General features: G+C 48.6%; 18 protein-coding genes. 8 read left to right on the plus strand and 10 right to left on the minus strand.

Annotated features, from left to right (window positions below; genetic code table 11):
* Positions 1 to 78: 78 nt before the first annotated feature.
* The 6 genes from CS562_RS26665 (at position 79) to chrA (ending at position 4,875) form a co-directional block, all read left to right on the plus strand.
* Positions 79 to 1,077 carry an ABC transporter substrate-binding protein gene (locus tag CS562_RS26665; RefSeq protein ID WP_099858683.1) on the plus strand — a complete coding sequence of 333 codons (999 nt, stop codon included), beginning with the start codon at positions 79 to 81 and terminating at the stop codon, positions 1,075 to 1,077.
* 121 nt (positions 1,078 to 1,198) lie between these two features.
* Entirely contained in the window at positions 1,199 to 1,849 is a 651-nt protein-coding gene (locus CS562_RS26670) for a response regulator (RefSeq protein WP_053780067.1), read from the plus strand.
* Positions 1,842 to 2,954, plus strand: a complete 1,113-nt coding sequence (locus CS562_RS26675; protein ID WP_099858684.1) for a PAS domain-containing sensor histidine kinase — start codon at positions 1,842 to 1,844, stop codon at positions 2,952 to 2,954. Before CS562_RS26670 ends, CS562_RS26675 begins: the two co-directional genes overlap by 8 nt.
* 277 nt (positions 2,955 to 3,231) lie before the next feature.
* Complete coding sequence (gene chrS, locus CS562_RS26680; RefSeq protein ID WP_099858685.1) at positions 3,232 to 3,726, plus strand: chromate efflux transcriptional regulator ChrS; 495 nt, start codon at positions 3,232 to 3,234, stop codon at positions 3,724 to 3,726.
* Positions 3,727 to 3,738: 12 nt separating this feature from the next.
* Positions 3,739 to 4,326 carry a chromate efflux transporter ChrB gene (chrB, locus tag CS562_RS26685; RefSeq protein ID WP_099858686.1) on the plus strand — a complete coding sequence of 196 codons (588 nt, stop codon included), beginning with the start codon at positions 3,739 to 3,741 and terminating at the stop codon, positions 4,324 to 4,326.
* Between the two features lie 3 nt (positions 4,327 to 4,329).
* A complete protein-coding gene (gene chrA / locus CS562_RS26690) occupies positions 4,330 to 4,875 on the plus strand; it encodes a chromate efflux transporter ChrA (protein ID WP_053780063.1) in 546 nt (181 codons plus the stop codon).
* A gap of 204 nt (positions 4,876 to 5,079) precedes the next feature.
* Here chrA and CS562_RS26695 read toward each other — a convergent pair whose 3' ends face one another.
* Positions 5,080 to 7,452: an Ig-like domain-containing protein gene (locus CS562_RS26695; RefSeq protein ID WP_099858687.1), complete on the minus strand. Its 2,373-nt coding sequence runs from the start codon at positions 7,450 to 7,452 to the stop codon at positions 5,080 to 5,082.
* 210 nt (positions 7,453 to 7,662) lie between these two features.
* On the opposite strand from CS562_RS26695, the gene CS562_RS26700 reads away from it, so the two are divergent.
* A complete protein-coding gene (locus CS562_RS26700) occupies positions 7,663 to 8,283 on the plus strand; it encodes a class I SAM-dependent methyltransferase (RefSeq protein WP_076290710.1) in 621 nt (206 codons plus the stop codon).
* 156 nt (positions 8,284 to 8,439) lie between these two features.
* Here the strand turns inward: CS562_RS26700 and CS562_RS26705 are convergent, their stop codons facing one another.
* The 8 genes from CS562_RS26705 to CS562_RS26740 form a co-directional block, all read right to left on the minus strand.
* Complete coding sequence (locus tag CS562_RS26705) at positions 8,440 to 9,576, minus strand: glycoside hydrolase family 88 protein (protein WP_099858688.1); 1,137 nt, start codon at positions 9,574 to 9,576, stop codon at positions 8,440 to 8,442.
* Between the two features lie 15 nt (positions 9,577 to 9,591).
* Positions 9,592 to 11,532, minus strand: a complete 1,941-nt coding sequence (locus tag CS562_RS26710; protein WP_099858689.1) for a glycosyl hydrolase — start codon at positions 11,530 to 11,532, stop codon at positions 9,592 to 9,594.
* A gap of 19 nt (positions 11,533 to 11,551) precedes the next feature.
* Complete coding sequence (locus tag CS562_RS26715; RefSeq protein ID WP_099858690.1) at positions 11,552 to 13,567, minus strand: heparinase II/III domain-containing protein; 2,016 nt, start codon at positions 13,565 to 13,567, stop codon at positions 11,552 to 11,554.
* A gap of 212 nt (positions 13,568 to 13,779) precedes the next feature.
* Positions 13,780 to 14,436, minus strand: a complete 657-nt coding sequence (locus CS562_RS26720; RefSeq protein ID WP_076290760.1) for an SGNH/GDSL hydrolase family protein — start codon at positions 14,434 to 14,436, stop codon at positions 13,780 to 13,782.
* 205 nt (positions 14,437 to 14,641) lie between these two features.
* Positions 14,642 to 15,445 (minus strand): NAD-dependent epimerase/dehydratase family protein, encoded by an 804-nt coding sequence (locus CS562_RS26725; RefSeq protein WP_099858691.1) that lies wholly within the window; start codon positions 15,443 to 15,445, stop codon positions 14,642 to 14,644.
* A gap of 92 nt (positions 15,446 to 15,537) precedes the next feature.
* Complete coding sequence (locus CS562_RS26730) at positions 15,538 to 15,867, minus strand: AzlD domain-containing protein (RefSeq protein ID WP_072734985.1); 330 nt, start codon at positions 15,865 to 15,867, stop codon at positions 15,538 to 15,540.
* On the minus strand, positions 15,858 to 16,532 hold the full coding sequence (locus tag CS562_RS26735; protein ID WP_063568035.1) for an AzlC family ABC transporter permease: 675 nt from the start codon (positions 16,530 to 16,532) through the stop codon (positions 15,858 to 15,860). Before CS562_RS26735 ends, CS562_RS26730 begins: the two co-directional genes overlap by 10 nt.
* A gap of 285 nt (positions 16,533 to 16,817) precedes the next feature.
* Positions 16,818 to 18,791 (minus strand): methyl-accepting chemotaxis protein, encoded by a 1,974-nt coding sequence (locus CS562_RS26740; RefSeq protein ID WP_099858692.1) that lies wholly within the window; start codon positions 18,789 to 18,791, stop codon positions 16,818 to 16,820.
* Positions 18,792 to 19,100: 309 nt separating this feature from the next.
* Between CS562_RS26740 and CS562_RS26745 the strand changes: the two genes are divergently transcribed.
* Positions 19,101 to 20,456 carry a serine hydrolase domain-containing protein gene (locus tag CS562_RS26745; RefSeq protein WP_180287226.1) on the plus strand — a complete coding sequence of 452 codons (1,356 nt, stop codon included), beginning with the start codon at positions 19,101 to 19,103 and terminating at the stop codon, positions 20,454 to 20,456.
* A 119-nt stretch (positions 20,457 to 20,575) separates the two neighbouring features.
* On the opposite strand, the gene nagZ is transcribed toward CS562_RS26745, so the two are convergent.
* Positions 20,576 to 22,261, minus strand: coding sequence for a beta-N-acetylhexosaminidase (gene nagZ / locus CS562_RS26750; protein ID WP_099858694.1), 1,686 nt, complete (start codon positions 22,259 to 22,261; stop codon positions 20,576 to 20,578).
* Between the last annotated feature and the right edge of the window lie 29 nt (positions 22,262 to 22,290).

The following is a 22,290-nucleotide window of genomic DNA, read 5'->3' on the forward strand; positions in this document are numbered from 1 at the left end:
GATACTTGTGCACAAAAGCTACGATACATAGGAGGTTTTATTGAGAAAGATAATCATTATTGATTGGGGAGAAGCAGAATGACAGGGGTTAAATCAAAATGGTGGGCCGGGCTCATAATCCTTTTACTTGTGATAGGAATTATTGGCTGCTCAGGTCAAGCGGAAGAAACGACAGAAAATAAAGCCTCCGCACCTGCCGTAACAGAAGAACAACCAGCGACCAGCGAAGCAGAAACACAGGTCATATCGACGGTTAACGGAGATGTTGAAACCCCCGTGAATCCTCAGCGTATCGTTACGCAAGGTTACCTTGCTGATTTTCTGGCACTTGGCGTCAAGCCTGTAGGCGCGCCAGATTATGAGCTAGAAAGCCCGTATGTGCTTGATCTCGTTGAGGGCGTGGCAGACATTGGCCGGATTGACGGCGGATCAGTAGAGAAAATTTTGGCACTTCAGCCTGACCTGATCGTTACTGTGGGTGGAGATGAGAAACTGAACGAGCAATATCGTAAAATCGCACCCACACTCATCATCCCTTACGGAACATACGACAATGTCCATGAGGAAATCACCGCTTTTGGTGAAATCATTAACAAACAGAAGGAAGCCAAAGATTGGTTATCCCAATTCGAAGTAAAAGTGAGGGCCGCCAAAGATTCCATTCAAGGACTGGTCAAAGAAGGCACAACCTTCTCCAACTTCAGTCTGTTCGGCAAAGAATGGTACATCAATGGGGATGGTGTCAATCGCGGTGGACAGGCCATCTATCAACAGCTCGGACTGAAAGCACCAGACATTGTACAGAAAGAGCTCATTGATCAGGATAAAGATACTGTAGCGATATCCGAGGAAAAGTTGGCAGATTACGCAGGTGACTATATCTTCCTGGATTTGTCCAACGGAGGTTCACTGGATGAGGGCTCAGCAGTTTGGTCATCCCTGGACGCAGTGAAGAACAATCGCGTGTTCAAGCTTGACGGAGAACGCTTCTGGCCCTATGATCCACTTGCCGTGGAAGCACAGGTTCAGGAAATTGCAGACATTATTAAGGAGCGTTTCGGTAAAACAGAGAACTAAAGTTTAATTCCTCTTGTGCGATATACAGAGAAAAGAAGCTATTCAGAGATTCCCCTCTGAATGGCTTTCTTTTTTGGTATGATAAAGACAGAACTGTGGAACCGGACAGGAGGAAAATGATGTGATTCAATTATTAGTTGTCGATGATCATGTAGTTGTACGCTCCGGGCTGATCGCCCTGCTCGACGGAAAGAATGATATACATATTGTTGGAGATGCAGCCGATGGCGATGAAGCTATTGCCAAAGCACAAGAACTGAAGCCGGATGTGGTCTTAATGGATTTCAGCATGCCGCCAGGCAAAGACGGTCTGACCGCTACTGCTGAACTGAAGAAATTGATGCCGGATGTCTCCATTTTGATCCTGACCATGCATGACGATGAAGAATATCTGTTCCGCGCTATCCACGCTGGAGCATCCGGATATATTCTCAAGAGCGCGCCGCATGAAGAATTGCTTGCCGCTATTCGTTCTGTAGCAGAGGGTAGCGCCTATCTGTACCCAAGTGCGACCAAGCGGCTGATGAGTGAATACCTGGACAAAGCGAAGCAGGAGAACGCCGGTCCGTACGACACGTTATCTGAGCGGGAGAAAGAGATTTTGTCCTGGATTGCCAAGGGTTACGCCAACAAGGAAATCGCTGAACATCTGGTGATTAGTGTCAAAACGGTCGAATCCCACAAAAGCAATCTGATGGAGAAGCTCGGCCTTCGAACCAGACCGGAACTGGTGAAGTTTGCGATGAAAAAGGGGTTGCTGAACTTTGAGTAGCACACGTAAAAACAGACTTAGCGGATTTGCCGACCAACCTGTGCGTCAGTTATTAGAGGAAATCGACAGTCACATTACAGATAATGAATTCCGCAGCAGACTGAAAGGCTCCCTGCATCAGCTCAGTGATCTGAAATTTGCCCTGGATGAGTCGTCCATTGTAGCCCTCACGGACCGCAAAGGAAAAATCCAGTATGTAAACGATAAGTTCTGCGAAATTTCACAATATAATCGGGAAGAATTGATCGGTCAGGATCATCGGATCATTAATTCGGGTTATCACGGCAAGAACTTTATGAAAAACCTGTGGGAAACGATCTCTTCCGGACGAGTGTGGAACGGAGAGATTCGTAACCGTGCCAGAGATGGCAGCCATTATTGGGTGAATACAACCATTGTGCCTTTTCTCGATAACGATGGTGAGCCCTATCAGTATTTGGCTGTTCGTAGTGAGGTAACCAAGTTGAAGCGGGTCGAAGCCGAGTTACAGACGATGATGACCCAGGTCATGAACATCCAGGAAGAGGAACGGCGTCGCATCTCACGCGAGCTGCATGACGGCATTGGACAGAGTCTCTTCTCCCTTGTCATTCAGATGGATCGTCTGCTGGCGGACCAACCGCATTCTGGTGTGGAAACACTGCGGAAACAAGTTACGAGCATTATGGAGGATGTACGCGGCATGGCATGGGAGTTGAGACCCTCCGTACTGGATGACCTTGGTGTCGTTCCGGCCATTCGCACGTATATCGAGAACTATACCCGGCACTACGGGATTGAAGTGGAGCTGGAATGTAATCTGCGAAAACGGCTGGAGATGAACCGGGAGATTGCCATGTATCGCATTATCCAGGAGGCGTTAACCAATGTAGCCAAGTACGCCGATGTGTCAGAAGCTCATGTGACGGTGGAAGATTCGGAAGAGGCAACCGTTGTGAGAATAGAGGACCGAGGCGCAGGGTTCAACAGTACGACGGCTGGTAACGGCGTTGGTCTATTTAGCATGGAGGAGCGAGCTCGTGGAGCCGGAGGTACACTTGTAGTATCTTCGGAGCCTGGCGAAGGAACTGTTGTTACCTTTTGTCTACCTAAAACTGTTCATTAAGTCGCTTCAACCTGTATTTTATATAGAAGACTGTTTACGGATGTGCTCCGTGAACAGTCTCTTTTTCGATCCAAGCCTGTATCCTGCTCCCATTCATCATCTCTGATTGGTAAAAATGACAAAATGAAAGCTTTGAATCGGATAAATTCAACATTTACAATAAATATATTGACTCCAATTACGATTCGTCATTAAAATATGAATGCTGCATACAAATTGTACGTAGATCCTATCAAGATTTTTTATTCTATATAGTTAACAAAAAGGATGGTCAATCATGTCAGAGAAACGCTCCTCCAAAGGGGTAGAAATCCCGCAAATGCACAATCTGGATGCAATCGATCGTAAAATCATTGCCGCCCTTCACCAAAATAGCCGGATATCCTACACCGATCTGGGTGCACAGATCGGTTTGTCCCGCGTGGCCGTTCAGGCCCGCATTAATGCTTTATCCGAAAAGGGAGTCATTGAACGCTTCACCGTAGTTATCAATCCGGGCAAAGTTGGACTCCAGGTCTCTGCCTTTTTCAATGTCGATGTAGAACCGTTATTCCTGGATGAAGTGGCCGCGAAACTGGACGAAGAACCCGCAGTAACCAGCCTCTATCATATGACAGGCCCGAGTACCCTGCACATGCATGGTATTTTTGCAGATATGGAAGAGATGGAGCAGTTCCTGCTGGAGAAGCTCTACAAGATGCCCGGCATCGTCAAGGTAGAATCACAGCTGTTGTTAAAACGTTATAAAAGCCGAATGGGCATGAGACTCTAGGAGGAAATCAGCATGAGTTGGAAAGATTACAACGGTCTCGTCATTGGGATGGTACGAACCGGAATTTTGGGATATGGCGGTGGCCCCTCGGTTATTCCGCTGATCCGTTATGAAGCCGTTACCCGCTATAAGTGGGTGAGCGATGATGAGTTTGGCGAGATTTTGGCCATTGCCAACGCTCTGCCTGGTCCCATTGCTACCAAGATGGCCGCGTATCTCGGATATAAAACGAAGGGCGTGATGGGTGCTATTGTGTCCGTCCTGGCCCATATTTTGCCAACGAGCATTGCCATCATTGCGCTTCTTGGTTCCATGTACGCACTCCGCGAATCGAAAATCGTAGCAGGCATGGTGGCAGCTGTTCGCCCGGTCATTTTTGTTATGCTCGGCATGATGGCATACGAATTCGCCAAGAAAGCATGGAAGGGACTCGGTACAACCTTTGCCGCCCTGTTCGGTGTCCTTGCATTTGTACTGCTGCAGCTGCTGGATATTCACCCCGGTATTGTGATTGCCGTCTTCCTCGGATATGGCGTCTTCCATCTGGATGTGGTCCAGCGTTTCAAATCCAAACGCGATTCCGACAAGGGGGTGTCCTAAGCGATGCTTCAGACATGGTGGGAATTGTTTTGGGGATTTTTTGTAGCCAATATCTTGGGATACGGGGGCGGCCCTGCCTCCATTCCATTAATGCAGGAGGAAGTCGTCAACCACTACAAGTGGATGACCACCGAGCAATTCGGTGATGTACTGGCCATCGGCAATGCTCTTCCCGGTCCAATTGCGACCAAAATTGCCGCATTTGTCGGTTATCAGGTAGCTGGCTGGTTTGGCGCATTCATCGCCAGTTTTGCCACAGTTGTACCTTCGGCTGTCGCGTTAATTCTGCTGCTTCGTTTACTGAACAAGCATCGTACTTCACCAAAGGTGAAAGGGATGACGCTGCTCGTACAACCGGTTATTGCTGTACTTATGATCTTACTTACATGGGAATTCGGTCAGGTATCCACTAATTCCATCGGCATTTGGCAGACATTGATCATTGCAGGGATCTCGCTTTGGGTCATGACCAAGACTAAGCTGCATCCAGCCATCCTCATCGTCATTGCTTTTGCATACGGAGCGCTTGTTCTGTCTCATACAATGTAATTCATTGATTATTTAGATTCGGTGAACGTCTTTGAACAATGTGTTTTATATCCAAAGTGGATATATGCACATGTTTCAGGGCGTTTCTTTTTTTGTATTGTTAGTTCTCTTGTATTTTTCCCATTAAAAAAAACGGTGATGCCAGCATTTAAGCTGTCATCACCGCACATAGAATTGCTTGTTTTATCTTCGTACTTGAAGATATTATTTCGCTTCAACGACTACAGTCACTTTGGTTTTCACACCTGCATAAGTCACGGTAATGGTTGCTTTACCCTTACCATTAGCCTGAATGATGCCATCTTTCACCGATGCTGTCGCAATACGGGAAGATTTCCACAGTGCCGGCTTGGATACGTTCGCTTCGCTGCCATCGGCATACGTTGCTGTAGCAACCAGGGTTGCTTTGTCACCAGGCTTCATGGTCAGGGTTACTTTATCGGTTTGCAAATATTTCAGTGTATCTACATCGACTGCAATCGTTACCGTCTTGCTGCCGTACTTCGCTGTAATTTTTGCTTTACCTGAACCTGTCGCTTTTACTTTACCTTTGGTTACCTGAGCTACTTTGTAGCTATTGGTTTTCCATTCCGCTTTGTCCGTGACATCACGCTCACTGCCATCGCTCAGATATGCAGTAACCGTAAGATCAGCGGAATCACCGGTTTTCAGGGAAAGAGCCGGTTCGGATGCTTCAATACGTGAAATAACGTCCACTTCAACCTGAATGGTCACTTTGTTGGAACCATATTCAGCCGTGATATTGGCTTTACCGCTGCTGTTCGCAGTGATAACCCCTTTTTTCACATCGGCTACGCGGGAGTTGCTTGATTTCCATGTTGCATCGGATGACACGTCTTTGGTCAAGCCATCTTCATCCGTTGCTGTGAGTACGATTTGCTGTGTTTCCTTGGAGGACAACACCACAAAGTTCACATCTGCCTCCAGCCCACTAGCCATGCCTACTTCAACAGGCAGAGTTAACGTTTTACCTTCAATTTTGGCTGTGATGGTTACTTTACCTGTTGCAATACCTGTCACGACACCTTTTCTGTCCACTTCAGCGAGTTTCTCACTGCTGCTGCTCCAATCCGCATCTTCGGACACATCTTTGGATGTATCACCGTATACGGCCAATACTTTCACAGACAATGTACCACCAACGGCTACAGAACCTTTTTTCTTGTCCATTTCATACTTGTCCGGAACATCTACATTCACTGTGAATTTAACGGTTTTGCCGCCGTATGCCGCAGTGATGGTTGCTGTTCCCGATTTATAAGCGATCAGCTCGCCGCCAGATACATATACAACATCCGCATTGCTGGATGTCCATGTTGCTTTGGAAGTTACGTCTTCTGTACTTGCATCAATATATTCTGCATTGGCTACCAGTTTCTTGGTTTTGTTATCACCTGTAACGCTCATAGCCAGTTTATCTTCGACACCCGCAATATCTAGATATCTTGCCGTATCAACATCCACAGTGATTTCCACTGTTTTGCCGCTATACGTTGCTTTGATTGTCGTAGAACCCGCACCAATCGCAGTGACTTGTCCCTTAAATACCGTCGCTACCTTCTCGTTGCTGGATGTCCATGTTGCTTGATCCGTTACATTCACATCAGCACTGCTCGGGTAAGAGGCAGTCAAGACTACATTTGCTGTTTTATTGGACTCACTCAAACGGAAGAAAATGCTCTGTTTCTCCACACTCAGTTTGCTTGTCAGATCGACATCCACATCTATGGATACGGATTTCGTTCCGTATTTGGCTGTGATCTTAGCAGAACCTGCGGAGTATCCTGTAATTTCACCTTTTAATGCATCTGCTACTTTTTCATTACTTGACGTCCACTCTGCCAGATCCGTTACATCTTTGGTTGTGCCATCTGGATAGGTGGCTGTCAATTTTACAGTTTCGCTTTTGTTCAAGAGCAGATTGACCTGCTTCTTGTCCACATCCACACGCTTAACAACCTCAACGTTAACATCCACAGTCACACTTTGACTGCCGACTTTACCTGTGATGACAGCTGTACCGGCGCTTTGTCCAGTAACTTTACCATTCACAACCGTTGCCACTTTCTCGTCATCGGATGACCATTCGGCTACTTTGGATGCATCTGCATTCGTCGTATTATCACTGTAAGTTGCTGTCAAAATAATGTCTTTGCTATCCCCTGTGCGCAAGTCCAGCGACTGTACGTTTTTGGATAGGGCTTTGACCTTTTTGGTTACATTCACTTGAACCGTTTGACTCTGAGACAGATACGAAGTTGTAATGGTTGCCGTACCTTCCTTTTTGGCAGTAATGGCACCATTATATACAGTCGCTATCGAAGTATCACTGCTACTCCATGAAGAACTGATTGTTACGTTAGCCGATGTATTATCGGTATATACTCCTGTCACCGTAACCGAACTGGAATCACCCACTTCGAGCGACAGCTCATTTTTGGAAACTACAATTTTGGACAGTTCTTTATCTGCCGCAGCGGCCAAGCCTACGTTGGAAATACTCAGCACCAATACCAGCATCATCACCATGTACTTGGTCAATCTTGGCTTTAACATCATTTCCCCCCGATTCTTATCATTTTGTTCCTTAGTTTAATGTCGGCAAGTTCTTTCCAGATGTTTAGACTTTCAGGGAATTTTCAGGGGAATTCGTGGGAATTCATTCATCCGATCTATCGATTTTCAAATGATTCATACCTGCAAATATTACGCATAACCTATGTATAGTCACTATTTTGAATTCATTTATATGATCGGGGGAGAAACATGAGTCAGCCTTTTGACTACAAAGGATATTGGGAACAAACGTATAGCTCAGGCGAGACATCCGGAAGGGGTTCGTATGGCGTATTGGCTGAATTCAAGGCAGAGGTGGTAAATGGACTGATTCAGCGTGAGGGTATTTCCAGCGTCATTGAATTTGGATGCGGGGATGGCAATCAACTGCAATATATGAATTATAATACGTATCTAGGTGTCGATGTAGCCGGCTCGTCGGTGCGTCTATGCGCCTCCAAGTTTGCTAACGATACCTCCAAGAGTTTCATGTTATATACACCCGGTCTGTGGATTAATCGCGGTTTCCTGCAAGCTGATCTCACCGTCTGTCTGGACGTGCTCTATCATATTACGGATGAAACGGATTTTCGCAATACACTCTACGACATTCTGCACTCTACGTCAGAGTGGGTTGTGTTATACACACGTTTGAAAGAAAACGGTAATCCAGGGGTTAGCACCATTCAGGACCGAAATATTTTTGATTATCTGTTCGACTATCCCGAATTCAAAGTACATGAAATTATTCCTCAACGATATCCCGACCAATCCTCGGCCGACTTTGTCATCTTAAGACGCACACCCGGCATCGAAAATAAAACAGACTGATACCGAGGGTGTGCTCCGCCTCCAAAACAGGAATACCCTTTCCCATTAGGAGGCAGGCACACTCGAACGGCTGTATGGTAGGTTGCATAATCATGCCCTCTCACGCATACTCGCCGCTTGAAGTGTAACATTCCTGATTCCCTGATTCTCGTTTCCCTAAAATAAACCCGGGCGGCCACGCAGCTTCGCCAGCGCCTCCATATAGAAATAATCGCCGTATATAATCGGCACATTTAAGCCACGACCCTCTGGATAATGCACAGTGCCCTGCATGATTAGACCTTCTTCCGCTGCCGTCTCACCGGAGCTGTAGTTCTCATGCAGCCCGCGAAGGATACGCTCTGCCGCAGCTGCATATTCCTCGCCGCGCGGCGACAGCTTCGCCAGCTCCAACAGTCCGCTTGCGGCAATCGCCGAAGCGGACGAGTCCCACGCCACCTGATGCTCGGCAGGTGCGCGGAAATCCCACACCGGCACGATCTCTTCGCCAAGCATGGCGAGGAAGAAATCGGCCGCCCGCTCCGCTGTCTCCAGATAGCGGGCTTCGCCCGTATACCGGAAAGACAGCGCAAACCCGTGCAACGCCCAGGCGGTACCCCGCGCCCAGGCTGAACCTGGAGCATGGCCCTGCCCGCCATGCTCCTGCAGCTTCTGCCCCGTGAGTGGATCGAACTCCACCACGTGGCAGATGGACCCGTCAGCGCGGACGAATTCGCGCGCCACGGTGTCCGCATGCGCTTCCGCCAGGCAGCGGAAGCGCGGGTCGCCGCTCTGCTCGGATGCCCAATAGAGCAGCGGCAGGTTCATCATGCTGTCAATGATGGCTACGCCGCGCGTATCCATGGTTGACGAGCTGAAGTTCCAGGCGCGGATGAATTCACCGCGCACGTTAAAGCGGGCAGCGAGCAGATTGGCGGCGAGCATGCCCCGCCGCCGACCATCTGCGCTGCCGGTCTGGCGGTAGTTGGCTACGCCACTAAGCAGCCAGATGAAACCGAGATCGTGATCCACCGATTCGGGATCACGCAGACAACCTTCCAATTGCCGTTCACAACTTTCGGCAATGCGGGATAACGGAGCGACAGCTTCGTTTTCCGGTGACTCGCCATAGACAAGCCATAACAGCCCCGGCCAGAAGCCTGCGGTCCACCATTCGGGATCATTTCGGTCATATATGCCCTGCGGGGCCGTGTGCGGAAATGTATCCTTGATGCGCTGCGCGTTGCGACCCGTTTTGGCCGCTCCTTGCCGCCAGGCTTCCTCTAGCCATTTCACAGATGTTGATGTATTCATAAACCTATCCCTCCTCTAATTGATACCCAATCTGATCGTAAACGTTATACTTCGCACGCCGCTTAATTCCATCCTTGCTTCCTTCAGCAGCCCGTTGCGGGATGCTACAGGCTGTTCCTTGAGATGAATAGTGGCTCCTTCATCCAGCACGGTGGATTCCACATAAGCTCCCCGGTACTCGCTGCGCACAGCCTGCTTGGAATGAGTGATGACAGCCTGCTCGCGTCCATCACTGAACATCAATGGAATGAGTGCCCCGACAGCCTCAAGCTCACCGTCGAATTCATATGTTACAGTAAGCAAATCCGCCTGCTGTACATAGCGGGTACGCAGTGAATCGAGCCCGGTTAGTGGGCCAAGCCATGTCACTGTAAATGCATTGGCCTGATCCTGATGCTTCCCGTCATATCCCTCTGGGGAGGCTGAATCATCTCGGACCTCTTGATCTACCGTTTCAAATAAAATCGAACCTCCGCCCTCGGCAGGATCAATCCCCGCATCCCGGTCATAATCAGCACCTGACGGAATGCCCCCGGCAAGACTGTGCCAGTTTCCATCTGCCGTCTTCCAGACAGGACAATAGCTCAGCGGACCAACTTCCCCTTCCGCAAACTCCGTGAATCCGGATTGCACATGTCCAGCAGCAGAAGGACCGATCAGCCCTGGCAATCCCACCTGTTGTATGCGCACAAGACCGGGAACCGTGTATGGATCATTCATGGCCGTATGCAGAATCATTTGTTGACCTGGTACAGAGGCGATAATCGTTTCAAACCATCCATCGGCCTGCAATACACGGTTACCCACCTCGGAAGGAAGGTATATCTCCGTTACATCTTCACCAGGATCGCTAAGGCAGGCATGGGCCAGCGCTGCTGCCGTCCACAGATTATAACCCGTATGATTCGTATAGATTTCGTAGCCATGACGTGCCTCAGGTGCATACTCGTTGCGAACTATTTTCAGACGTCCATCATCCATCTTCCAACGCTCCACCGCTTCGAAACACCGATTGGCGGCACGAGCGAACGCTCCAGCCATCACCCGATCTCCAGCCTGTAAGGCCTGTGTTGCATGGGTAGAACATACGTAGGCTGCTGCCGCTTCATTCCATTGATGTTGGGAGCTGCGTCCACGCGGAGGAATCTCCCCCAGCGGTGACAGTGTAAGCAGGGTACTGAATGCACCATGACGTAATTGTTCCTTTAACTCACCAGCGCAGGCCCCGTCATATCCCGCTTCAAGCATGACATCCAGATGATAGCGGGTTGCAATATCATAAGAAAATGGACAATTCGGTCGGTCCAGCGGACCGTCCTGATATAGTCCAAGCGGTGTGAAGCGTGGCAGATGATACAGATTCAGATAACGGTCCATCCAATCCGTACCCTCACTGGCGAGATGTTCCCTCAAGCGCAGATATTCTCCGGAGATCATGATGGCGTTCCAGTTGATCATGCGATTGGGATTGTTCATTTTGCTCATTGTAAAAACATAATCTTGTTCTGGCTGTATCTTCTTAAGAGCCTCTGCCCAGATCTTTGCTTGCTCAGGCATATGCGGCTTCAACAGAATGTAAGCTCTCATCATCAACACAGGGAAAAAGTCCGGATGATGATCCGGTGCACAACCCTTCACAACAACATCGATACTGTGTGACAGGGCCGATGCGGCCGAAGCAAGCAGGTCCATATGTCCCGCTTGAACAAGAACCGATGCAGCCATTGCATAAGCTGGTGTGGAATAATATCGCTCGGCCTCCGAGAACGGATCAATAATGGCGCCGCTACTATCCTGGTAAGGGGTATAAGCCCGAGCAACACTCTCCACAAGGGCTAATTTGCGAGCCTGATTCCAACCATCTGACGGGGCAGGCCCCGCCTCTTCCGCCAGTTTACGGTAATTATCGAGTGCATCTTTCCATGGATACGTTGATGCGGCTGTATACTCACTCACGTATGCTCACCTCCATCTTTCACTTTGGATCAATCGTGAACTTCAGCTCACACACCGTCTCCGGTAGATCAGTTTCCTCACTTCCTGCAAAGGAGTTATCCGACTGCTCTCGCCATTCAAGTGATGTCCGATAAAATGTAACTGGCACATTGTCATGATCAACCGTATTAATGACCTCTATATCCGCCTGCCATTGGTTTGCATTGTACGTCATACATACCGTTGCTCTCTCGCCATGCCATTGAATCTGCCCCTCATGTACCTTCTCAGGTAACTTTCTGCTCATAAACCGCTCCGTCACACTCGGCCGTTGCAATTCTCCCACCGAATGTAACGTGCTTGATGAAGAAGCCGCTCTGTTTTTCCATTGAAATCGATCCTTCAGACGAAGTTCTGCCACGCTCCCGACATCATTAACAGGAACGCTCCAATGCAGCTGGCGTGTATAACAAGCGAGCGAAGTCGCTTCAGGATAAGCTGCTGTCAGTTCCAAACAGGCATCCAGTGTACGGTCATCGTCCGAAACCTTCGCCTCAAGAATCTGTGCTTGCGCCTCGCGCCCTGAGCTCTGTTCCTTCCCCTCAATCCGGGGCACGCTATGCCCGGACGAACTAATGTGGAACAATTGCTCTCTACCCGGAGCAAAATAGGCTTGTGTGTACAGCCCTGCTCCCGGATCACAAAGAATGTTTTCGCCACCACAATGAATCATAAATTGCCCAAGATCATTATGGTTATGGGGTTCATCGTTATGCCCGGCCTTGACGGAAAAAGCAATAGCTAGAGGTTCATCTCTGGTAAGATCTGCGCTTGGAGAATCAAGTGCTCCCTTGGCAATCATCCAGCCCAAATCTTCAAAATTGATCACTCGTTCCGAAGGAACAACCTCCGCTTCTTGCAAATACATTGCCGGACTGCTCCACATCACGTTGCGCAGCAGGTGAGCCCAACGATGACAGGGATCATCGGTAAACAATGGAATATGAAACGGCAGATCGATCTGTATACCGAAACGAGATGCCAGAAGTGAAAGCAAGCCCGAAGGAATTTCCTGCTGCTCCGCACTATCCGAATAATTCACGAAGGTTCCTCCTGACAGATGAACCCGCAGTGGGAAGGATGCTATCGCCGCTATTTTCGAACCACTCAGCAGATCCAACTTACCTTCACTGTTCTCATGCAGCATGTCGGCATAATAGACGAAATAGCCGAACCCATACACCCAGTAACCAATGCCTTCTGCACAGCCGCCATCCATACCATAGCCACTCAGAAATGACTGCATGGAACGAATCGTCTGACCGACCGATTCCGTCAGAATCGCTTCTTCCTCCAACAGTAATAATCCAGCCATGCCACAGCATCCGCTGCACACAGCAGACCAGTTATGATCTGCATCTTGCCAGTGATAGGTACGTTGTTCCCGATAGAGTGGTGTGAAGATGCGTCGCTCGGCCTCAGCCCTAATCCGCTGGATGATACGTGGATCCAGTCGATCCGCGTGAATGGTCACGATTTCGGCCAGCATATGTACCGTCTCCGCGGCAAACAGATCAATATTACCGGTGACCTGTTCCACTCCCCCCGAACCCAAATGTGCAGGCAAACACCATGTATACTCACCACATACATCCCACAACATATCTTCCAATGTCTCTATCCATCTCGGCGCATTCAAATCCACAGCGAGCAGCGCTATTGCCGCCAGACTTCCCCTGCGTTCAAAGTACGCATCCTCATACAACTTTCGTTCCCCGGTATCCCCAAACTTCCGATAAAGACCGAATGACAGAGAAGGCAAACTTTCGTTCAAGGCACGTTCCCCATAGCTGCTCAGATCTGTGTAGAAAGAAGTTAGCTCTGGTTGCAATAATGCCTTTCCAATGGCATCGATAGAATAGATCGAGGGTGTTGAAGCAAGCAGAGCCTGCTGACTCCTCTTTCTGTCTTGTACCATCTGATGTACAGCCTGTTGAATGACCGTAGAGTCCGGCATGGATATGGAGCTGACTTTACTTTGATTGGTGTTTTCCATTGAATTCACCCTAATCTATATGGAATACGAAACCTTCATTATATGTAACCGATTTCATTTTACCGGATAATGCTATACATTTGAAGAGTTATCCATCATATCCATCCAAATTAACCACACAATTCCTGTTCCAAATATAAAAAAACGAAGAACCCACCTGGGTTCCTCGTTACATTCAGCTTTTTAGCGCAGGCTGGATATTGCTAATTCTATTAACCAATCGCAAGTGGAGAATTCTGTACAACGGACAGCCACTGACGTGCAATCAGCTCATGACCCGCTGCGGTTGGATGCACACCATCCCATAACCAGTAGGCTGCGTCAGCTTGTTCGAGAGCATCGTTGAACGTTTGCTGCAAAGGTACCCAGACCGCTCCGAACTCACTTGCGAGTTCACGGACCAGATTTTGATACTGCCCGATACGCTCCTGCCAAGTGTCCCAAAGCTCCACTGTAGCTCCGGTTTTAAGAATGAACGGCTCCATTAAAATCAGCCCGGTATTCGGCATTACTTCCCGTGTTTCCTCCAGCAAATGACGATATGCACGTCCAAGACGATCCGTCACTCCACTAGGTTCGCCATTCATGGTACGCCATGCATCATTAACACCAATTAGAATACTAATCAGATCTGGCTTCAAACTAAAAGTATCCTCGTTCCAGCGTGCATACAGATCGGAAGCGCGGTCCCCGCTAATTCCTCTGTTATAGAACGTTGGCTGTTTGGCTGCCAGTTCCACACCCAGTTTGCTTGAGATCAGATACGCATAGCCATGCCCGAGAAAATGATTCGGATCATCATTGCGCGATCTCCCTCCGTCTGTAATGGAGTCTCCCTGAAAAAGTATAACGGATGAATGTGTACTCATAGTCAAAACCGTTCCTTCCTGTATGTAAAATGAAAACCTTAACCCTTCAGTCTCCATTTTATCCCTTTCGGGCGCAATAGAAAATAGCGTTTTCAGAACGATTGTTATCAGTTAACTCTCCGCGCTGTACTGCCCACAATGTCACCCGCAGTTCTCTACGTCTATGAGACGTTTCAGGTCTTTAAGATTCCAGGATTTCAGGATTTCAGGATTTCGGGTCTTTCGCGACGTATCCTCCGCCCTGATATTCCGTCTCATCCTGCTTATCCGGCGATCCCTTACGTTTCGCTTCTTCCCATAGCTCTGCTGCATCGTCCTCCGGGCGGTACCCAATCTTCTGTGCCAGATATCCAATATCATAATAATTGTCCGTATTCGCTGATGTTCCATATAGATTAACATACTTCATGCTCGAATCCGCCTCAATGCAGCACTGAGCAAGCTGGACCATATCTCTGGGAGAGATCCAAATGTGTGCGGAACGCTCAGAGTGTGGATGTGCATCGCCCGAGAAGTTGCCTATTCGAATATTGAATGACGACAAGTCATATTTATCCACGTAATATTGCCCAAGCAGCTCTATATAACATTTGCTGAGCCCATAGAAACTGTCTGGCCGATATGGATCATCCACTTCGATATCTTCTCCTGTTGGATAAAACCCTGTCGCATGATTTGAACTCGCAAAAACAACCCGCTGTACACCGTTCAACCGTGCAGCTTCATACACATGGTAGGCCCCTGTTACGTTGATCGGCAGAACTTTGCCCAGAAAATCTTCTTCATCCTTGGCCCATGCAATATGCAGCACCGTCTGAACCCCCTGCATTAGCTCTTTCAGTCGTTCTCCGTCGGTCACATCCATCGCTACAATGCCTGCTTGAGGATCATCATGAAGATCGGCAGCCACAATGTCATACTTGCCCTTTCCCCTCAGTCCCTCCAGCAGACTGCGACCAATGATTCCCGCTGCTCCCGTAATCAATATTCTGTGCTTCGAGTTGCTCATGGATTTAGCTCCCTTCGCTCTATTACGATCCTATAGAACATTATTAACCGTTAGAGCGAAGGATTTACCTGATCCAATAAAGGCCCCGTATATTATCCCATCAAGTACCGCAAAATCATCATTGCAACAATACCGACAAGTACGGTTCCGAGCAGACTTCGTGTCCAGATGGCTACAGCAATCGTAGGCAGTGCTGCCCACAGAGCTGGATTATGTGTAATCGGCAACAACTGGTTGTCCGCCATAAACAGTTCCTGACCAATCAGTGCCGCCATGACCGCCACGGGTACATATTCAAGCCAGCGTAACAGCCACATCGGAATCTGTATTTTACTGAACAGCATGAGCGGCAATACGCGCGGGATGAACGTTAACAAAGCTGAACCCATTATAATCCAGAATACATCCCATCTTACTTCCATCGTTCCATCACTACTCCCATCGTTGCCGCAATGACCGCAGCCACAATGACACTCATGCTGCCAAGTGAAGCCATGCTGGCGAAGATTACACAGACAACGGCGATGATCGCCACATTGATGTGTAATTTTTTATTTTTGCGCTGCATCAGCTGAAGCACAACCAGACCAATAAACATTGCAGGCAGGGCAAAATCAAGTCCAAGCCGCTCGGGATTGGTTATCCAGCGTCCAAAGTAAGCCCCCGCCATATTCGCCACAAACCAATTCAGGTATGCTGTAATGTTCAGACCGTGCATCCAGCGCTCACTCAACGTTTTCCGGCCAATCGCTCGCGTCATCGCCACGCCAAAGGACTCGTCGGTAAGCAGCGATCCGATCCACATATTTTTAAGCGGCGTCAGATGACGAAAGTACGGTGATACGGCTGCACTCAGCAGCAGATGGCGAAGATTCACGAAGAATATGGTGAAAATGATAGCAGTCGCTGAACCACTCGAGGCAAGCATGCCTGCGGCAATAAACTGAGCTGATCCAGCGTATACAATCAGACTGAGCAGAGCCGTTTCTGCCAAACTTAAGCCTGCCGTCATTTCAATGACACCCGCTGCAAACCCAATACTTAAATATCCAAGCAGTGTTGGGATACAGTCCTTAACCCCTTGCATAAATGAAGCATCATCCAACACCTCTTCGGTATTTGCGGGCCCGGATGTCAGTGGTATGGATTTATCCAAATCCGGTTCATCCCCTCTCCATGTCATCCACATCTTGCGGATTACTTTTAATTTAGAAATATACCACAGGATAAGACATTCAGGGAGAGACAGATTCACTTTTACAGAACAGATGCGTTTCGAGTCTTCATAAAACGTTGATTAACGAAGAACACCAACGAGAAAAAGACTGCAGGGTTTACAACCCCACAGTCTCCTTCGAGAAATGCTATTGAACTATAACTTGAATTTCTCAATCATGCTTTGCAGATCTTCAGCCATACGGGACAATGCCGCAGAAGAAGCTGCAACCTCTTCCATTGTAGCGAGCTGCTCCTGAGCAGCAGCTGAACCATCCTCGGTTCCTGAAGCAATCTGATTGGATAATTCAATGGTGGCGTTCACTTCCTTGGACACATGACTCATGCCTCCATCAATCTGACGGGAAGCTGCCGACACTTCTCCAGCTTGTGCAGCAACCAACTGCACAGCACTACGGATATTTTTGAAGGCCTCTCCCGCCTCCGTAATCATTTGCGTACCTTTAATCATGCCTTCTCCTGTAAGGGCAAAGGTAGACTGTACCGCATTTGTTTTCTCTTGCATCTCACGCATAAGTTCATTAATACGTTCGGCAGCACTGCCCGAATTGTTGGCTAGCGATTTTACTTCATTGGCCACGACAGCAAAGCCTCGACCTTGTTCACCTGCTCTTGAAGCTTCAATGGATGCGTTCAAGGCAAGGATGTTGGTCTGTTTGGCGATGTTGGTAATCTCGGCCACAATCTCAACAATCTCTTCATTTTTCGCTCGAAGATCCTGAATGACAGCAGCCATGGCCTCACTCTCATTATTCACCTTCTGAATATGAGCAACCGCCTCTTCCACCGTAACCATACCCGCTTCGGACTTGGAAGATGCTTCTACAGCTATGCGAGCCGTGTCTTCGGCACTCGATGAGATTTCTTTGACACCTATGGACATTTCACCGACGAGTTGACCCGTTGCAGCAAGACTGGCGTTTTGTTTGTTCGTTCCTGACGCTGCATCCTGCATCAATTCGGCAACCTGTTCCGTCGCTCTGGATGTCTGTTCGGAACTCGCCATCAGCTCCTCAGAGGATGCTGCCAGTTGGCTCGATGTATCATGTACTTCGCCCAGAACGTTACGTAGCGATGAGGTCATGGTATCGAAGCTTGCACCGAGTTGTCCAAACTCGTCACGGCGCTGTAAACCTACACGAACTGTCAGATCACCCGCGCTTACTTTGGATGCTGCTTGCGTTAGTTGCAACAATGGACGATGAATACTGCGAATAATGAACACAAGCAGAATAATACCAATGATCAACGAGGTCCCTACCAGAGTATAGGCACGAATCAAGATCGGTCTTACTGCATCTGCTGCTTCAGAAGGAACCATCTCACCGACAATTTTCCAGCCTGTTTCGGGATTCGTATAGAATACGGCTTCCAATTCTTGTCCCTCATACGTGTACTTTACAGTTCCTTGATCTTTTTTATACATCTCATTAATGTAGCTCTCATTGGACTGCACACCGGATTCGATATTGTAATGGAACAGGAACTTCCCGCCGTTATCCAGCATATACAGTTTTCCCTTTTCACCAATATGTATCTTATCAACGGATTCTTTCAGATGATTGAGACTTACATTAGCTCCAATTACCCCTTTACCATCGGCCAGCTTGGCAGCGGCGGTGACAACCCATTCACCCGTGGTTACCGACTGGAACGTGTCCGAAATAATTGGTTCATCCTGTGACATGCCCATCGTATACCAGCTGCGTTCCCGTGGATCATAGATCTGCGCTCCGGGATCAGGTGATTTCATCCAGCTGCCATCTTCAGCACCTACTGTTATAACACCCAATTCTTTGTGAGCCTTGGACATACGATCCATTTGTCTCTGAACAGCTGGGGATTTATTGATAATATCTGTTGAAGTAATACCCGCTGCAAACTGTGCAGCGTTATCCTTCTCCATATCCAGCATTTGAGTAATCTGCAGACTGAGCATTTCCGTTTTGGCCTGTGCAGAAAGAATGATTTCTTCCCTGACCTGGTCTGCTGCTTTTAAATAAGACAACCATCCCACGCTAATGCTCGGTACAATCAGGAACAAGAGCAACGAAGCGATCAGACGTTTCTTAACCGTTAATGTAAACCAATTGCGAATCCTTTTCTTCATTTAAATATCCCCCATCATCATCTTCACCCCTTTTTTATCGGACAAATGTAGTAAAAATATTATGTATGGATACTAAAATGAATCGAAATTACATTATTTTTGTTAGGATAATAGAAAATGATGCTCATTCCCCGTTTTGACCCCCTCTTCGAGATCGTTTACAATATCTCATAAGCTGGTTATCCATGAAACGACTGGAAGGAGAGGATTCGAATCTTACGCAAGTCACATGTGCAACAACCTGTTACCAGATTATATTCATCTATGTTCCGTATTCTGTTAGCCCTCATTCTTTGTGCAGGCCCCATTATGGGACAAACTAGTTTCACGGCATCCGCAGCACAAGAGGCGCAAACAGTTCACATTGAAGTAAATGGTCAAGAACAATCGTGGAAAAATGCTCCCCTGGTATACAAAGGTACAACGTATGTTCCATTGCGAGATGTGGTTACCTCTGTAAATGGCACCTTGAAATGGGAAGCTCGTACCAAAACGGCTACGATTACCGTTGGTCGAGACAAGCTGGTTCATCAGTCTGGCAGTGACTTCATCCAGGTTAATCAGGTTCGTCTGTCCTCCGGTGTGCAATCCCGCACTATTAATGGCACCCTGATGTTACCTGTCCGTGCGCTTGCCAATGCACTCAAGGCGGATATTAAAGTACAACGTACAGCCTCAGGGCAGATGAGCGTTAATATCGAGACGGACAAAGTAAGCCTATTAAATAGTCAAGTCGCCAGTGTAGACAGCTATTTGCGCGAAATTAATTTTCCCGGCATGGCTCTGATTGCCCGCAATGGAGAAGTCCTGCTTCGCCAAGGCTATGGACTAGCGGATGAACAGACGCTGAATCGTCCGGATCAGAAGACCAGAATTGCCTCTCTGAGCAAATCCTTCACCGCAGCCTCCATTCTCAGCTTGGTGGAAAAAGGAAAGCTCGATGTGCAAGATCCAATATCCAAGTACATCTCCGGTATACCGAAGGGAGATCAGATCACGCTCCATATGCTGTTATCTCAGACTTCAGGTCTTCCATCCGCCTTTGGCCGGGGTGAAGGCACTTCATTGGAAGAAACGGTAGAGGAAATACGGCACAAAACATTGAAATTTGAACCGGGTAGTGCCTATTTGTACAGTAACAGTGGTTATGTTCTGCTGGCCTATGTTATTGAACAGGTGTCTGGCATGAGTTATGCCGATTATGTACAACAGACCATTCTGAAGCCGCTCGGCATGAAGAACTCCGGAGAAGCTTCCCACAAGGTCCATACAAATAGCGGATTCGTTGCGGAGAATAAACAGTGGGTGACTGCCCCTTATTATGTTTCACAATCAGGTTCAGGGACGATCTACTCCACTGTGGACGATTTGCTGAAGTGGGATCGGGCACTGTACACTGACAAAATTTTGAGCCAGGATACGATTGAACAGATGTATGAGCCGTATTCGGATAAAAATTATGGCTACGCCTGGATTCTCAAGGAAAACGATCAGAATCGTACCGTCTTCCATAACGGTAGCGGCGGTGGTTTTGCCACAGCGTTCTCACGCAATTTAACAGACGATGTTACCATTATTCTGCTTGGTAATCATGCGGGTATGGATATGACTTCGCTCATGGATGAAGTCGAGGCTAAGACAGCTCAGGCACTGAATTTGCAATAATTTTGTAATTATTCATTAGATATAGTAGAAGGGACGGTCCATTATAGGATCGTCCCTTCTGCTATATCGGTCTTCATCATCCGGATCATACTTTCGCTCGTTCGTCATTTAACGCCTGTCTACTTTATGGATACAGGAAGTTTCCCGGCAAAAGGAATATGCCCCATCAGCGCCCGGGCTGCGCTATCCATGGCAAGCGGCCTGCTCTCATACGCTGCCACATACACCTGTACCTCCGGGATCGCAAGCAGATCATAGGGACTGCGGAGCGCCACAACAGCGAGCGGCTTGCCCAATTGCTGCAGCCAGCCGATCAACCTGCACTGCGGATCACCAGAGGCACTGCCTGCATTATACGTCCCCACCACAATCTGGCGAACGTCGTCCTCTTCGGCAGCTTGAAGCAGACGGGCAGAACGAATGGCAACCTCCTCAGGCGTGACTGTTACTTCGACCACATCCAGACCACAGTGCGACAATGCCGAACCTAGAGTGACCGCCTGAGTCAGCTGTTCATCGGCAATCGTTGTCACAGATGTAGCAACCGTTATGACCAATGTGCGTTCCGGCTTCAAAGGCAGCATGTTCAGTTGATCACGCACCAGCGTGATGCTGTTCTCACTGATTCGGCGGGCCACCGCTTGGTGTAACGGTTGGTTACGCTCTTGGCGCTTTAATGAAGCTGGATCAGTTGATACCTCAGCGGAGAATGATGTCGACACCACACCGTGCACTTCATCTTCACCTGTGCTTATTCCCTTCTCCAGCAGGCCTCGTTTTGCCTTGTACTTCAGCAACCGGGTTACAGATTCGTCAATGCGAGCCTCGCTGATTCGCCCGCTCTGCACGGCTGCCAGCAGCGCTTCAAACGCCCCTGCCTGAAGATGAGCTGTGTGGCTGATTAACACCAGATCTGCGCCTGCCTCTACCGCCATCACAGCTGCATCGACCGTGCCATAGTTGGCGGCAATCGCGTCCATCTCCATACAATCCGTTACAATCATGCCGTCATACCCTAGCTCCTGACGAAGCAATCCACTTAACACGGTTCGCGATAGTGTCACAGGCAGACGCTCCGCTTCCAGAGCCGGAAAATAAATATGTGCCGACATCATCGCATCGACACCCGCCGCTATGGCAGCTCGGAACGGAATCAGCTCCATAAGCTCTACCCGTTCCCGATCATGGGTGATGACCGGGAGATCCAGATGCGAATCGGTATCCGTATCCCCGTGTCCTGGGAAATGTTTGGCTGTCGCTGAAATGCCAGCATCTTGGACTCCCGCAATGCTCCTGGCCCCATACGCTGCCACGGACTGCGGTGATTCCCCAAATGAACGCACACCGATTACCGGATTGGCGGCGTTATTATTTACATCCAGGACCGGAGCAAAGTTCATGTTAATTCCCATCGATCTCAGCTCCATCCCACTGATATAGGCTGCCTGGTATGCATCCTCGATGGAACCTGCTGCCGCAATCGCCATTTGTCCCGGCATCAGGGCGATCCCTTCGGTAATCCGGGCCACCATGCCGCCCTCCTGATCAATGGATATCCAAAGCGGTACATTATCGCTATCGACAGCAATCCGTTGCAGCCCCGACGATAGCCGCTCTACCTGCTCCGGCGACTCAACGTTGCGCGCAAAATAGATTACGCCGCCAATGGGATACTTTCGCAGAAAAACGTCCACTTCCCCGGCAGCCTCGGTGCCATGAAAGCCGCAAAGCAGCATTTGTCCAATTTTCTCACGCAAGGTCATCTGTTTCAGCTTCAACGCGTATATCTCTTTTGGCTCACTCATTCCATGCCTCCTCCCCATGACAAACATCA

Origin of the sequence: Paenibacillus sp. LK1 (assembly GCF_002750415.1) — a bacterium.
Lineage (GTDB): Bacteria > Bacillota > Bacilli > Paenibacillales > Paenibacillaceae > Paenibacillus > Paenibacillus taichungensis.